General features: G+C 67.2%; 12 protein-coding genes. 7 read left to right on the forward strand and 5 right to left on the reverse strand.

The genetic code is table 11. The features are described 5' to 3' along the window. Nucleotide 1 precedes the first annotated feature (1 nt). A complete protein-coding gene (locus tag ACTIF2_RS01680; RefSeq protein ID WP_439495280.1) occupies nucleotides 2-706 on the reverse strand; it encodes an HAD-IA family hydrolase in 705 nt (234 codons plus the stop codon). Between the two features lie 41 nt (nucleotides 707-747). Then, nucleotides 748-1,833 (reverse strand): ABC transporter ATP-binding protein, encoded by a 1,086-nt coding sequence (locus ACTIF2_RS01685; RefSeq protein WP_439495281.1) that lies wholly within the window; start codon nucleotides 1,831-1,833, stop codon nucleotides 748-750. A gap of 233 nt (nucleotides 1,834-2,066) precedes the next feature. Here ACTIF2_RS01685 and ACTIF2_RS01690 point away from each other — a divergent pair, with 233 nt between their 5' ends. Continuing rightward, nucleotides 2,067-3,017 (forward strand): LysR family transcriptional regulator, encoded by a 951-nt coding sequence (locus tag ACTIF2_RS01690; RefSeq protein ID WP_439495282.1) that lies wholly within the window; start codon nucleotides 2,067-2,069, stop codon nucleotides 3,015-3,017. Here the strand turns inward: ACTIF2_RS01690 and ACTIF2_RS01695 are convergent. From ACTIF2_RS01695 to ACTIF2_RS01705, 3 genes are all read right to left on the reverse strand, one after another. Beyond that, a complete protein-coding gene (locus ACTIF2_RS01695) occupies nucleotides 3,011-5,008 on the reverse strand; it encodes a hydantoinase B/oxoprolinase family protein (RefSeq protein ID WP_439495283.1) in 1,998 nt (665 codons plus the stop codon). The genes ACTIF2_RS01690 and ACTIF2_RS01695 overlap by 7 nt on opposite strands. Nucleotides 5,009-5,010: 2 nt before the next feature. After that, entirely contained in the window at nucleotides 5,011-7,062 is a 2,052-nt protein-coding gene (locus ACTIF2_RS01700; RefSeq protein ID WP_439495284.1) for a hydantoinase/oxoprolinase family protein, read from the reverse strand. Nucleotides 7,063-7,190: 128 nt separating this feature from the next. Further along, nucleotides 7,191-8,093 carry a LysR family transcriptional regulator gene (locus ACTIF2_RS01705; protein ID WP_439495285.1) on the reverse strand — a complete coding sequence of 301 codons (903 nt, stop codon included), beginning with the start codon at nucleotides 8,091-8,093 and terminating at the stop codon, nucleotides 7,191-7,193. Nucleotides 8,094-8,330: 237 nt separating this feature from the next. Between ACTIF2_RS01705 and ACTIF2_RS01710 the strand changes: the two genes are divergently transcribed. From ACTIF2_RS01710 to ACTIF2_RS01735, 6 genes are read left to right on the forward strand one after another with little or no spacing between them, the layout of a single operon-like run. Beyond that, nucleotides 8,331-9,056 carry a GntR family transcriptional regulator gene (locus ACTIF2_RS01710; RefSeq protein ID WP_439495286.1) on the forward strand — a complete coding sequence of 242 codons (726 nt, stop codon included), beginning with the start codon at nucleotides 8,331-8,333 and terminating at the stop codon, nucleotides 9,054-9,056. Continuing rightward, entirely contained in the window at nucleotides 9,053-9,760 is a 708-nt protein-coding gene (locus tag ACTIF2_RS01715; RefSeq protein ID WP_439495287.1) for a type 1 glutamine amidotransferase, read from the forward strand. The genes ACTIF2_RS01710 and ACTIF2_RS01715 overlap by 4 nt, the downstream gene beginning before the upstream one ends. Nucleotides 9,761-9,789: 29 nt before the next feature. Beyond that, entirely contained in the window at nucleotides 9,790-10,824 is a 1,035-nt protein-coding gene (locus ACTIF2_RS01720) for an ABC transporter substrate-binding protein (protein ID WP_439495288.1), read from the forward strand. A 2-nt stretch (nucleotides 10,825-10,826) separates the two neighbouring features. Next, entirely contained in the window at nucleotides 10,827-11,957 is a 1,131-nt protein-coding gene (locus tag ACTIF2_RS01725) for a M24 family metallopeptidase (protein ID WP_439495289.1), read from the forward strand. Nucleotides 11,958-11,966: 9 nt separating this feature from the next. Then, a complete protein-coding gene (locus ACTIF2_RS01730; RefSeq protein WP_439495290.1) occupies nucleotides 11,967-13,658 on the forward strand; it encodes an ABC transporter permease subunit in 1,692 nt (563 codons plus the stop codon). Continuing rightward, the gene (locus ACTIF2_RS01735) at nucleotides 13,655-14,653 is read left to right on the forward strand and encodes an ABC transporter ATP-binding protein (protein ID WP_439495291.1); all 999 of its coding nucleotides are present in this window, start codon (nucleotides 13,655-13,657) and stop codon (nucleotides 14,651-14,653) included. Before ACTIF2_RS01730 ends, ACTIF2_RS01735 begins: the two co-directional genes overlap by 4 nt. Nucleotides 14,654-14,728 lie beyond the last annotated feature (75 nt).

Consider the following 14,728-nt stretch of genomic DNA (forward strand, 5'->3'; position numbering starts at 1 on the left):
GTCAGGCCTTCTCGGCCTCGACCGCGTCGGCGAGCGCCTTCAGGGTCGGGAAATGGTAGTCGGGCTTCGTGATCTCGGGCACCGCCGGGGTGCCGCCAAAGCCCTTCTGGCCCTGGCGCCGCTCGATCCAGCAGGTGGTGTAGCCCAGCGACTTCGCCACGCCGATGTCGTGGTGCTGGCTCTGCGCGACGTGGAGGATCTCCTCCTGCTTGAAGCCGAAGGCGGATTGCCGGCCGCGGTTGAAGGCGAAGAACAGCGGGTCGGGCTTGGGATGGATCGCCTCGTCGGCAGTCACGCTGTCATGGAACGGGTTGCCCAGCGTCTGCGAATAGAAGGTGAAGGTCGGGCGGTCGGCATTGGTCATGGCGACCAGCCGGAAATGCCTGCGCAGCCGCGCCAGTGCCGCGACGGAATCGGGGAAGGCCGGGTGACGGAACATCGCGTGCTGGAAGGCGTCGGCCGCCTGGTCGTCGGCCGGCAGGCCGAGCTCCTTGGCGAGATGGAGGTAGACGAACTTCATCGCCTCGCTGGAGCGCTCATAATGGAGCTCGCGGCCCTTGAGATAGGGCGCGAAGATCTCGTCGTCGGAGAGCTTGGCGGCGGCCGACCCGCCGATACGGCGGACGGCACCGAGGACGCCGGCCTCGAAGTCGATCAGCGTGCCGACGACATCGAATGTGAGAACCTTGAAATCGCTGAGGGCCATGGTGTCGACTTCTCTTGAGCTGTTGCGCAACAGGGGAGCGATCAGGAGCCGGATTTCGGCACGATGATCGTGTCCTGCGGGTGGAGGCTGACGGCGAGCCGCTCGCCGATCGGGGGGATGCGGCGAGCCGCTTCGTAATGGCTGGGCTGGCGCAGGCTGAGCGTGGTGCCGTCGTCGAGCGACAGGAACACGCGCAGGCTCTCGCCCTGGAAGACGATATCCGTCACGCGCGCTGAGAAGCGGTTGCGCTCCGGCGCGCCGAAGCCGTCCTCGATCAGCAGCTTCTCGGTCTGGATCGCGAGGACGAGCTCGCCGTTCGGCGCGATCGGCCGGCTGCTCTTCAGCACCGTGCCGGCGAGCGAGACGCTGTCCGTGCCGATGCGCTGGACGGGCAGCAGGGTCGCCTCGCCGATGAAGCTCGCGACGAAGGCGTTGGCCGGGTGATCGTGCAGGCGCTCCGGCTTGTCGATCTGGACGAGCCTGCCGTCCTTCAGGATCGCGACGCGGTCGCTCATCGTCAGCGCCTCGCGCTGGTCATGCGTGACATAGATGATCGTCGCGCCGAGCCGCTTGTGGAGCTGGCGCAGCTCGATCTGCATGGTCTCGCGCAGTTGCTTGTCGAGCGCCGAGAGCGGCTCGTCCATCAGGATCAGGCGCGGCTCGAAGATCATGGCGCGGGCGAGCGCGACGCGCTGGCGCTGGCCGCCGGAGAGCTGGCCGATGCCGCGCTCCTCGTAGCCGGCGAGATCGACCATCGCGAGCGCGCTTTTGACGCGCTCGGCATGGAGCGATTTCGGCAGGCGCCTCGCCCGCAACGGGAAGGCGACGTTCTCGCCGACGCTCATATGCGGGAAGAGCGCGTAGTTCTGGAAGACGATGCCGATGTCGCGCTTGTGCGGCGGCATGAAAGTGACGTCGCGGCCGCCGAAATGGATCGAGCCGCCCGATGGCTGGACGAAGCCGCCGAGGATGCCGAGCAAGGTGGTCTTGCCCGAGCCGGATGGGCCGAGCAGCGAAACGAATTCCTGCGGAGCGATGTCGAGCGAGACGTCGTCGAGCGCGCGCACCGATCCATAGATCTTGCTTGCGGATCTGATCTCGACGCGCTCGCCGCCAGGCTTCGTCATTCAAGTCTCCCGTCTCGATACAGCGACACCGCGCGAGCGCGTCGGCAAAGACTGATTTTGGTTCCGGCCATAAGTCGATCTTATGGTGTCCGGGACCGCCGTCAGCCGTGCCTTCCGGCAGCGCGGGCTTCTGGGAGCCCATCACCGCAAGCTGCATTCGATGGGGTTATGAAACGGGATTTCAGCCCCCGGCGGCAATTGCCAAATAATCAGGAGAACCATAACCTGATGTAATGTCAGAGCTGCGCCGCATGGTGTCATCGAGCAACGCGCTCTTCGTCTTCGAGGCGGCCGCGCGCAGCGGCAGTTTTACCCGTGCGGCCGATGAGCTGAACGTCACCCAGCCTGCCGTCAGCCGGATGCTCTCCCGCTTCGAGAACCATCTCGGCCTGCGCCTGTTCGAGCGTGGCGGGAAAGGCGCGGTGCTGACGCCCGAGGGCGAGGCGCTCTACAGGCGCGTCGCCGACGGCTTCCGCAGCATCGAGGTGGGCTTGCGTGAGGTCGAACAGCTGCGCGGCGGCAAGGAGACGGTGACGATCTCGGTCTCGTCCGCCTTCACCACGCATTGGCTGATGCCGCGCATGGACCGCTTCCAGCGCCGCTTCCCGACCGTCGACCTGCGCTTCCAGATGATCGCCGGGTCGCTGCGCGGCCCGGTCGAGAACGTCGATCTCGGCATGCGCTTCCTCGACGAAGGGGATCTCGTGCCCGCCGACACCTTCATCATCCGCGAGATCATGCTGCCGGTGTGCAGCCAGGATTATCGCCGTCCGGAGGCGGCCGGCGGCGCGGAGCGCGAGGGCAACACGATCATCCAGCTGAGCGATTCCCCGTCCGACTGGGCAAGCCAGTATCCGCCATTCGAGACGGGGCGGCCGGGACCGGTGAAGACGCTGAGCTTTTCCGACTATGCGGTGGTCGTGCAGGCGGCCCTGCTCGGCCAGGGCGTCGCTTTCGGCTGGATCACGGTCGTGTCGCACGCGCTGATCTCGGGCGCGCTGGTCCCGGCGTCGGATCGGTTGACGGCCGGCTCACGCGTCTGCGTGCTGTTGACGCCGCGCAACCGCCCTGCCCGGCCGATCGCGAAAGAGATCCGGGACTGGATCATGGCCGAGCTCCGCGCCGAGATCGAGGCCATCGACCGTCTTTATCCCGGTCTCGGCCTGAAGCGCGCCGCCTATTGAGCGGCCCTCAGCTCCGGCTGGAGGTCGATCTCGGGCACCTGCGGGTAGTCGCGCCGGACCAGGGCGAAGGCCGCCCCGACATCCGCGTCCCGTCCCATCTCGCGGATCGCGGCAAAAATCTTCGTCTTGGTGAAGAAGCGCCAATGCACGGGCAGCGCCGCCAGCAGTCGGGTCAGCGCGGCGTAGTTCTGCGCGTGCCAGATCCGCTCGAAGGCGTCCCGCTCCGGCCCGAAATGGAAATGCGTGGCGTGGGCGCGCTGCTGCATCTGCGCCCTGAGCGCCGTTGTCGCGGCAAGGTCGAGCGCGCCGGCTTCGATCGCAACGCCATAGTGCGCCTTCGCCATGGCCGCGCTGACATAGCCGCGCTCGACATCGAGCAGGACCCGCTCCGGCTCGCGCTCAAGCGGCGAGCCACGCCCGCCGCCTCCCGGCGAATGGATGTGGATAACATCGCCCGGCTCGGCGACGGCGATGTCCGTGTTGCCGAGGATGCGCTCATTGGCGGCGCCCGGGTTGATGATGAAGTTCGAGGTCTCGGCTGACAGCCCGCCGAGCGTGCCCCAGGGCCGGAAATGCGAGCGATCGCGGTTGCGCACGGTGATGCGCGTGTTCGGCGCGAAGACCTTGAACTCCATCACGGTCGCCAGCCCGCCGCGCCAGCGCCCGGCGCCGCCGGAATCCGGCAGCAGTCCGTAGCGCACGAACTGGATCGGCACCTCGGTCTCGGTGATCTCGATCGGCGTGTTCTTGAGATAGGCGCTGTCGGCGCCCGAGCCGTTGGGGCCGTCGCGATGCGGCATGCCGCCGCCGCCGCCGACCACCGGGTTGATCGCCGCGATGACGCTGCGATGGCTCTTCTCGTCGGTCGTCATGACATTGACGATCGAGCTCGAGCCGGCGGGCGCCGCCGGCATGCGCTCCGGCACGGCGAGGCTGAAGGCGCCGAAGATCAGGCTGCGCAGCCTGGCGCAGGTCAGGCTGCGCATGCCGACCGCGGCCGGGAAGGACGGGTTCAGCACCGTGCCTTCGGGCGCGATGCAGGTGAAGGGCCGGGTCAGGCCGGAATTCAGCAGGATCTGCGGGTTCAGTGTGTAGAGCACGTAATAGACGCCGACGAGCAGCAGCGTGTGGCGCGGGTCCGAGCCCGTCGGCACATTGAGCGAGGAGCCGAGCTGCGGGTCGCTGCCAGTGAAGTCGAGGATGGCCTCGTCGCCCTTGATCGTCAGCGTCAGCGCGAGCCGGCAAGGATTGCCGTCGACGCCGTCCTCGTCGGCATAGTCGGAGAAGACATATTCGCCATCCGGCATCGAGCGCAGGATGTCGCGCGCCTGGTGCTCGGCATAGTCCATCAGCCCGTCGAGCCCGTCCATGAAGCCCTGGGCGCCGAACTTCTTCACCATCGCCTGGATCTTGCGCTCGCCGGTGTTGAGCGCGCCGGCGAGCGCCTTGAGGTCGCCCATGTTCAGATGCGGCTTGCGGACATTCATCGTCATGATCCGCAGGACCTTCTCGTCGAAGGCGCCGTCGCGCATCAAGGTCATCGGCGGGAAGCGGATGCCCTCCTGATGGATCTCGGTCAGCGAGCGCGACAGGCTCGCCGGTACGGCACCGCCCATGTCGGTATTGTGGACATGGCCGCCGACGAAACAGACGATCTCGCCCTCGTGGAAGATCGGCTTCCAGAGATGCGTGTCGGGCGCATGCGTCGCGAGATAGCCGCTATAGGGATCGTTGGTGAAGGCGATGTCGCCTGGCCGGTACTCGTCGACGAGCTCGATCGCCCGGTTGTAGTTCATGCCGGGATACCAGGTGGCGCCGAGGTCCATCGGCACGGCGACGACGCGGCCCGTGCGGTCCATCACCATCACGGTGAAGTCCTCCGTCTCCTTGACGAAGGTGGAATGCGCCGTGCGGTAGAGTGTGTAGGCCATGTTCTCGGCCGCCGCCCGGCAATGGTTCGCCAGAACCTGCAGAGTCACCTTGTCGACCATGGTCAGGCCTCCGTGCGCAGGGTGAGGTGAAGGTTGAGCCAGGCGTCGACCTCAGCGTCGAAGCCGGCGGGGACGCAGATCGTGGTGTCCTGCTGCGCGACGACGGCCGGCCCGGCGAAGCGGTGCCCATAATGCAGCGCGTCGCGGTGATAGAGCGCGACCTCGCGACTCTCGCCGTCGAGCCAGACCCGGATCATCCGCGCAGGCGCGACCACCTCAGTGGCGACCTCCGCGGCCGGCGCGAGATTCGGCCGCGCGGTGGCGCCGCTGACGACCAGGCGCAGGTTGACGATCTGGGCCTCGGCCTCCTCGTCGTTGAAATCGTAGATCGCCAGGTGCTGTCGGTGGAACGCTGCAGTGATCGCGCCGAGATCGCCTCGCGCGAGCCAATCCTCCGATAGCGGCACCTCGATCTCGAAGGACTGGCCGTGATAGCGCATGTCGGCGGTCAAGCTCTCCACCACCGGCCCGGCAAAGCCCTGCTCCTCCCGGATCCAGGCCAGGCCGTCGCGCTTGAGGCGAGCGAGCGCTTCGCGCAGGCGTGGCAGGGACTGGCGCTCGGCGGCAGCGAAGATCGTCTGGATGAAGTCGGCCTTCAGATCGGCGATCAGGCCGCCAAGGGCGCTGACCACGCCGGGGCGCTGCGGCACCAGCACGCGCGGGATCCCGAGCTCGCGCGCCAGGAAGCAGCCGAGCATCGGGCCGGCGCCGCCGAACGGCATCAGCGTGAAGTCGCGCAGGTCGACGCCATAGCGGGCGACGAGCTTGTTGACCTCGACGAACATCTCAGAGACCGCCACCGCGATGATCGCCTCGGCCGTTGCCTGCGCCTCCAGGCCGAGCAATGCGGCAAGCTCGCCGATCACCGCCTCGGCCCGGTCGCGATGCATGCCGATCTGGTCATAGGCGAGAGGCGTGTGGCCGAGGAAGCCCGAGACCGCCATCGCGTCGGTGACGGTCGCGCGCGTGCCGCCACGGTCATAGCAGGCTGGACCGGGTGTCGAGCCGGCGCTCTCGGGGCCGACCTTGAGCACGCCGAAGGCGTCACCCCAGGCGATCGAGCCGCCACCGGCGCCGATCGAGGTCACCGAGACGCTCGGCAGGAAAAGCGGGAAGTCGCCGACGACCTCGCCCGTGCCGAATTGCGGCTTGCCATCGATGATCAGGGCCAGGTCGGCGCTGGTGCCGCCGATATCGAGCGTGAGCACATTGCCGATACCGGCCTGCTCGGCGAGATAGGCCGCGCCGATGACGCCCGAAGCGGTGCCGGAGAGCAGCATGTTGACGCAGGCGCGCTTGCCGGTCTCGGCATTCATCACGCCGCCATTGGATTTGGTCAGCATCGGCCCGGCCGGCACGCCGCGCGAGGCCAATGCCGTCTCGAGCGCGCCGAGATAGCCGGCGACACGCGGATGGACATAGCCGTTCAGGATCGCGGTCGTGCTGCGCTCGTATTCGCGGATCACCGGCCAGACCTCGCTGGAGGCGAAGACGAAGAGTTCTGGCGCGAGTTCGGCGATCAGCGCCTTGGCCTGCGCCTCATGCGCACCATTGCGATAGGCATGCAGGAAGGAGACGATGACGCCCTCGACGCCCCTGGCGCGGATCTGGCCCACCGCCTCGGCGAGGGCATTCCTGTCGAGCGCCTCCGCCACATCGCCATTGGCGAGCTGGCGCTGGCGGACGCCATAGATCAGGTCGCGCGGGATCAATTGCTCGGGCCGGGCGCAGAACAGTGAATACATGTCCGGCATGCGCAGCCGCGCCAGCTCGATCACGTCCTCGAATCCGGCGGTGGTGATCAGCGCGAGCCGGCTGCCCTTGCGCTGGATGATGGTGTTGATGCCGACGGTGGTGCCGTGGACGAAGGAGACGACCTCCTCCGGCCGGACCTCGTGGCGCTCCTCCAGGAGGCCGAGCCCGTCGAGCAGTTCCTTGCCGGGCGCGTCCGGCGTGGTCAGGACCTTGATGGTCTCGAACCGGTTGGTCGTCGTCTCCAGCGCGCAGAAGTCGATGAAGGTGCCGCCGATGTCGACGCCGATACGCCAGCTCATGATCCGCCTGTATGCGAGAGGAAGCGGCACTGTCGCGGCGACGGGCCCTCATCGTCAAAGAGCAAAACGCCGGGCTCGGATAAGCCGGGCTTATGGCGTCAGGGCACCCGACGTCAGCCCGCCTGATGTCAGCCCATGGGCCGCTCCAGCCCGAGCTGCTTGCAGGCGGTGCGCAAATGGGTTCGCAGCAATTCGTGACTGCGCGACAGCGGCCGGCGCGCGCTGGTCAGCAGGCAGAGCGGCAATGCGACGCTCGGCAGGAACGGGCGGGTGACGAGCCCCGGGAAGCTGTGCCAGGGCAGAAGCCCGTCTACGACCGCGATGCCGAGCCCCTGCTGCACGAAAGCGAGCGCGATGATCGAGACGTCGATCTCCATGTCCGGCTCGAACGAGAGGCCTTCCCGCCCGAGCGCCGCGCGCAGCAGCTGCCCGGGCAAGGATTGGGCCCGGTAGGAGATCAGCGTCTCGCCATCGAGGTCGCCGGCGCTGACCGCAATGCTGCTCGCGAGGCGATGGCCGGCGGGAAGGACGCAGACCACTTTCGTATGGCCAATGATTTCCGTGTCGATCAGCGGGATGGGCCGGTCGTTCATGGCGATGCCGAGGCCGGCCTGGCCGCTGTCGAGCATGCCCATGATGATCTCGGCCGGCACGACATAGGAGAGGATGCGCATATCGGGATGCGCTGCCCGGAAATGACGCAGGGCCTCGGGCACCAGCGAGAGCGACGGCGGCGCCGAGGCGGCAAGGCGCACCACGCCGGATTTGCCCTGCCGGAGATCGCCCGCGCGGCGGCGCAGCCCTTCGAGATCGCCGAACAGCCGCTCGACCTCGGGATAGAGCTCTTCCGCCTCGGGCGTGGGGATGAGCCGGCCCTTGACGCGCAGGAACAGCTTGAAGCCGAGCTCGTCTTCGGTGTGGAGCAGGATCTGGCTCAGCGCCGGCTGCGAGACATTGAGCGCTTCGGCCGCGCTGGTCAGCGTGCCGCAGCGCATCACCATCCGAAACACTTCGATCTGACGCGCGCGCATCGCCCTCGTTCACATGTCTTCAGGCTGATCGCCAGATCGAACCCGAGCGAGTGTATGGCGCGGCCCGAGCGGCGACAACGTCCCGCCGCCCCTCGGTGCGGTCCTCGCGCTGCGCTCAAAACTCGGCCGGAGCATTGCCCTCCCACAGGCGCCGTGGTCGCAATACAGGCACGGCTGCTCGCATTTTGGACAGATCCCCACTTGACTGACGGCTTGGTATACCAAAAGTATCCTCACATGATACCAACCCCGCAGAGCTCCGCCCCGCTGCTCGACGACGCCTCGTTGGCGGACCGGGCCGTACGCGAAATCCGTCGGATGATCGTCGCCGGAGACCTGCCCGGCGGCTCGGTGGTGCAGGACAGAAAACTCGCCGAACAGCTCGGCCTGTCGAGGACGCCGGTCCGGGAGGCCCTTGGGCGCCTGGCCGGGCAAGGCTATTTGCGACGCGACAAGCGGCTCCTGACCGTGCAGGCGGTTTCCATCGAGGACGTGATGGAAATCCTCGCGACACGGCGGTTGCTCGAAGGCGAGACGGCACGTCTGGCGACCGGCCGCCTGTCGCAGCAACGGCTCTCCGGGATCCGCGCCGCCATCGACGGGATGGCGAGCCCGCGCGAGGTCTCCCACGACCGTCACTGGACGGTCGACGATCTCGTCCATCTGTCGATCGCGGAAGCCAGCGGCAACCAGACGATGGCACGGCTCGTGAAGGAGCTGCGCGAGCGGACGCGCATGTTCGGGCTGTCGCGGATCCCGCGCCGCTTCGCCCCGGGCAAGACCGAGCATCACGCGATCCTGTCTGCGATCGAAGCGGGTGACGCCGCGGGAGCAACACGAGCCATGCAACTGCATATCGACCACGCCAAGCAGGGAATCCTGGACCTGCTGGCCGGCACGCTGGCCCCGGATTCCATGGCCAATCTGCCCAACGACAGCGCAATGGAAGGATCGGCGCCATGAGCGGACGCCTGCTTTTTCTTCAGAACGGCCCCAAGCGGGATTCCGTGGCGAAACTGCCCGAGCGCTTCGCGTCCTGGGGGCTCGATGTCGATGCGCGCTGGGCCTTCGAGGGCGATTTCCCGGAGCGGCTTGACGGCTATGACGGGATATTCCTCTCCGGCAGCCCGCACGGCGCCTATGAGGACATCCCCTTCATCAACCGCGAGCATGCGCTGATCCAGGAGGCCGACGGGCTCGGCATCCCGATGCTCGGCGTCTGCTTCGGCAGCCAGATCCTGGCCTCGGCGCTTTGCGGGCGCGATCAGGTCTTCCGGCGCTCGTTCTGCGAGGTCGGCAACAAGTGGCTCGATGTCGCGCCAGCAGCGCGCGAGGACAGCATCGCCGACGGGATCGGCGAGCGCGTCTACATGTTCGTCTGGCACAATGACGAGGTGCGCGCCGACCATCCGGACATGCGCATCCTCGCATCCAGCGATCTCTGCCCCAATCAGATCTGGCGCTACCGGGACCGCAAGGTCTGGGGCATCCAGGGCCATCCCGAAGTCACCAGGGAGCAGGCCCGGACCTGGTTCGAGCAGAGCCGCGCCACGATGGAGCGCGACGGCGCCGATATCGAGGTCCTCAAGGCCACGGCCGACGAGGCGCTGCCGGCCAAGACCATGCTCACGAAATTCGCCGCGCTCTGTGGCGCCAAGGCCGCCTGAACCGGCGGCCATCAACGAGGAGAGGGGATATGAAAAAACTCATCATCGCAGCGGCCGCGATGGCCCTGTTCGCTCCGGCAGCGCAGGCCAAGGAGATGGTCTTCGCGTCCTGGGGCGGCGCCTATCAGGAAGCGATCCGCAAGGCGTGGATCCAGCCCTTCAGCAAGGAAACCGGCATCAAGGTCGAGGAGGACACCGGCCCCGAGACCGCGAAGATCAAGGCGATGGTCGACACGAAATCCGTGAGCTGGGATATCGTGACCGCGGGCGGCGGCGGGCTGATGCGCGGCGTCCGCCAGGGCCTGTTCGAGAAGATCACGCCCGACATGGTCAACACCGATCACGTCATCCCTGGCGCGCGCAACGACTATGGCGTCGCCTCCGAGATCTTCTCGACGCTGATCGGATTCTCGACCAAGGCTTTCCCGGCCGGCGCAGCGCAACCGAAGAGCTTTGCCGATTTCTGGGACGTGGCGAAATTCCCGGGCAAGCGCACCTTGCCGGACAAGCCCGAGACCGTCGTCGAGGCGGCCCTCCTCGCCGAAGGCGTGCCGATGGCCGATGTCTACAAGACGCTCTCGACCGAAGCCGGCCTGAAGCGCGCGCTCGACAAGATCCGTGCGCTGAAGCCGAACGTCGCGGTGTGGTGGGCGAGCGGCGCGCAGCCGGTCCAGGCGCTGGGCTCCGGCGAGGTCGTGATGGCTTTGGGCTGGAACGGCCGTTTCCAGGCCGGCATCGAGTCCAAGCTGCCGATCGCCATGGCCTGGGAGCAGCAGATTCCGCAGGTCGGCTTCTTCATGATCCCGAAGGGCGCGCCCAACAAGGCCGAGGCCGTCGCCTTCCTGAACTACATCGTCAAGCCCGAGAACAATGGGCGGCTCTCCGAATTTGTCGCCTATGGGCCGACCACGGAGAAGGCCTGGGCTTCGATCCCGGCAGCCCGTGCCGAAACCCTGCCGTCGACGCCCGAGCGGCTGAAGAACGCCCTCTTCCTCGACATCGAATGGTGGGCCGACAACGGCGCCAAGGTGACCGAGGCCTACACCGCCATGCTCAAGGAATGACGATGTCGATCGCCCAACCCTGGTTCCCGCGCGAGGACTATCTCGCGCGGGTCGAGAAGGTCCGCGCCGAACTGGCGCGGACCGGACAGGATGCCTTCATCGCCTTCCTGCCCGAGACCGTGACCTATCTCACCGGCTTCTTCACGCGCGGCTATTCGAGCTTCCAGTTCGCGATCATCCCCCTCGCGGGCGAGCCGGTGCTGTTTTGCCGCGACGTCGAGGAATACTACCTCGACGCCACCTGCGTCTTCCCGAAGCGGGTGATGTGGACCGATTCCGACGACCGCATGGCGGTCGCGGCGCGCGCGATCCGCGAGACCGCCGGTGCGAAGGGCAAGCTTGCGGTCGAGATGCAGGCCTGGACCCTCAGCGTCTCGCGCTACGAGGCATTGCGCGCGGCCTTGCCGGACGCCGTCTGGAGCGACGCCTCGCGCTTCGCCACGACGATGCGCTTCATCAAGTCGCCGGCCGAGATCGCCTATCAACGCGCGGCCGGCAAGGCGGCCGAAGCCGGGATGGCGGCCGGCATCGCCTCGGCCAAGGCCGGCGCGAGCGAGCGCGAGATGGCCGCCGAGATTTGCGCGGCGATGATCCGCGCCGGCAGCGACCTGCCCGGCCCCGGCGTGCTCTCTTCGGGCGAGCGCGCCTATCATCTCCATGGCGGCTATTGCGACCGCGTGCTCGCGACGGGCGACATCGTCCAACTCGAGACCACGCCGAACGTGCGCCACTACCACGCCCGTTTCATGCGTCCGATCAAGGTCGCCGAGGCGACCGACGAGGAGCATGCGATCGTCGAGAAGCTGATCGCGATCCAGGACGCGGCGATCGCCGCCGTGAAGCCCGGCGTGACTGCGACCCTTCCCGATGCGATCTACCGCGAGGGCGTGCTGTCGGCCGGGCTGCGCGAGACCTACACCAACAAGACCTTCTATTCGGTGGGCCTGATGCTGCAGCCGAATGGCGGCGAGCCGCTGGAGGCCGAGCCGACCGCGACCTGGCGCTTCGAGCCCGGCATGACCTTCCACACCTATGTGCTGGCCAAGGGCTTCGGCATGTCCGAGACAATCACTATTACGGCCGATGGCTGCGAGCGGCTGACGAATTTTCCGCGCCGCCTCTTCGTGGCCTGAGGCGGCGGCATGGCGGCGATCACCTCCCCGAGGATGGCAGGGCCGGCTGGGGCCAGACGAGGCTTTCCCGTCTGGCTCGGGCTTCTGCCCTTTGCCGTCGTGCTGGCGGTGCTGTTCGCCGTGCCGGTGCTGTCGCTGCTGAAGCTCGCCTTCGGCGAAGGCGGCTTCACCCTCGTCCATTTCCGGCGGATGATCGAGGTGCCGGTCTACCGGTCGGTGCTCGGCACGACGCTGGGCATCGCCGGGCTCGTCACGGTGCTGGCGGTAATCGCCAGCTACCCGCTTGCCTATGTGATGGCGACGGTCGGGCCGCGCATGCGCGGCCTGCTGATGCTGCTCGTGCTGCTGCCGTTCTGGACGAGCGCGCTGGTGCGCACCACGGCCTGGATCATCCTGTTGCAGAGCAACGGGGTGCTCAACCAGCTCCTGACCGGGACCGGGCTGACCTCGGGCCCGATCGCCTTCATCTACAATCTCTCCGGCGTGCTGATCGGCATGACGCATGTGCTCATGCCCTTCGTCGTGCTGCCGCTCTATGCCGCCTTCCGCAACCTGGAGCTCTCGACCGTGCAGGCGGCCGAGAGCCTCGGAGCGGGACCGCTCACGCTCTTTCGCCGCATCATCCTGCCACTGACGGCGCCCGGCGTGGTGGCGGGCGCGATGATCGTCTTCATGAACGCGATCGGCTTCTACCTGACGCCGGCCCTGATGGGCGGCCCCGGCCAGACGATGATCGCGCAGATGATCGCGACCAATATCAACACCGATCTCAACTGGCCCTTTGCCGCGGCGCTGGCCAGCGTCCTGCTCGTCGCGACCGTCGCGATGCTGGCGCTGTTCCAGCGCTTCTTCGGGCTGGAGCGCCTGATCGAGGGTGGCGGCGGCAAGGTGGGCGAGCCTTTCACCGTGACATCGCGCGGCCGTTCGGCCGGGGGCTGGGTCGCGATCGCCTGCGCTGCGCTCGTCGCCATCTTCCTGATCGCGCCGATCGTGATCGTCTTTCCGATGAGCCTCGGCTCCTCGCCCTTCCTGAGCTTTCCGCCCGAGAGCTACAGCCTGACCTGGTACGAGAATTTCTTCAGCGCCGGCAAATGGGTCTCGGCGCTGACGCGGTCGCTCCAGATCGCCGCGCTCGTCGTCGCGATCTCCGTCACGCTGGGCACCCTCGCCGCGCTTGGCGTGTCGCGGATGCGCCCGCGCTGGCGCAGCACCGTCGAGACCTTGTTCATCCTGCCGATGATCGTGCCGGTGATCATTCTCGCGGTCGGGCTCTATTACCTGCTGGCGCCGACAGGCCTCGTCGGCTCGATCTGGGCCGTCACGCTCGGCCATGTCGTGCTGGCGACGCCCTATGTCTTCATCACCGTCCGGGCCGCCCTGAAATCCTTCGACGGCAATCTCGAGCTCGCTGCGCTCGGTCTCGGCGCCTCCTGGCCGACGATGTTCCGCCGCGTGATGCTGCCTGGCATCGCGCCCGGCATCGCTGCCGGCGCGATCTTCGCCTTCATCACCTCCTTCGACGACGTGATCATCGCGCTCTTCCTCACCAATATCCGCAGCCGCACCCTGCCGAAGCTGATGTATGAAGGCGTCGCGCACGAGATCGACCCGACGATCATCGCCGCCTCCTGCCTGATCATCATCGTGACCGTGCTGGTGCTCGGCGCCAACCTCCTCATCTCGAGACGCAAAGCGACATGAGCATCTCCGCCCTCGGCAAGGCCGTTTCGATCCGCGCGCTCGACAAGAGCTACGGCGCCACCAGGGCGCTTGAAGGCGTCTCGCTGGAGATCGCCGCCGGCGAGTTCTGCACGCTGCTCGGCGCCTCCGGCTCCGGCAAGACGACGCTGCTCAAGACCATCGCCGGCTTCGAGACCTATGATTCAGGCAATATCCTGGTGGATGGCGCGGATATCGGCCCGGTTCCGGTCTCCCGGCGCAATATCGGCATGGTGTTCCAGAACTACGCCCTGTTCCCGCATATGAACGTGCGCCGCAACGTCGCCTTCGGCCTCGACATGCGCCGGCTGCCGGCGCGCGAGATCGAGACACGCGTCGAGGAGGCGCTCGCGCTGGTCGATCTCGGCGCCTATGCCGAGCGCCTGCCGCGCCAGCTCTCCGGCGGACAGCAGCAGCGCGTGGCGCTGGCGCGGGCGCTCGTCATTCGTCCCGACATCCTGCTGATGGACGAACCGCTCGGCGCCCTCGACAAGAACCTGCGCCAGTCGATCCAGCTCGAGCTCAAGCGCCTGCATGCTGCGGTCGGCGCGACGGTGGTCTATGTCACCCATGACCAGGAGGAGGCCTTGTTCCTCTCCGACCGGATCGCGCTGATGGACAAGGGCCGGCTCATCCAGACCGGCAGCCCGCGAGATCTCTATGACCGGCCCGCGAACCGCTTCGTCGCCGGGTTTCTCGGCGAATGCAATTTCATTCCCTCCGAGGGCGGGGAGATCGCGGTCCGGCCCGAAAAACTGCGTGTCGGGCGCCAGTCCGCGGCCTGCGACCAGAGCTTCGAGGCCCGCGTGATTTCCGTGAACTTCATGGGACGCGGCTTTCGCGTGATCCTGGAGCGTGGCGGTACGGAGCTCGCTGCACTCACCGACGCATCCGATGAGATCGCGGCATTGCGCCCCGGCGACATGGTGACCTTCGGATTCCAGAAGAACGACGTGATGGACATCGCCGCCGCCTAGCGCCGGGGCCGCTCGAGCCACCTTCGTCCCGACGGCAAGCGCCGGAGGGGCATCGCGTATCCGCCCAAATGGGCG

The sequence above is a fragment of the Allobosea sp. genome, from assembly GCF_051860145.1.
GTDB lineage: Bacteria > Pseudomonadota > Alphaproteobacteria > Rhizobiales > Beijerinckiaceae > Allobosea.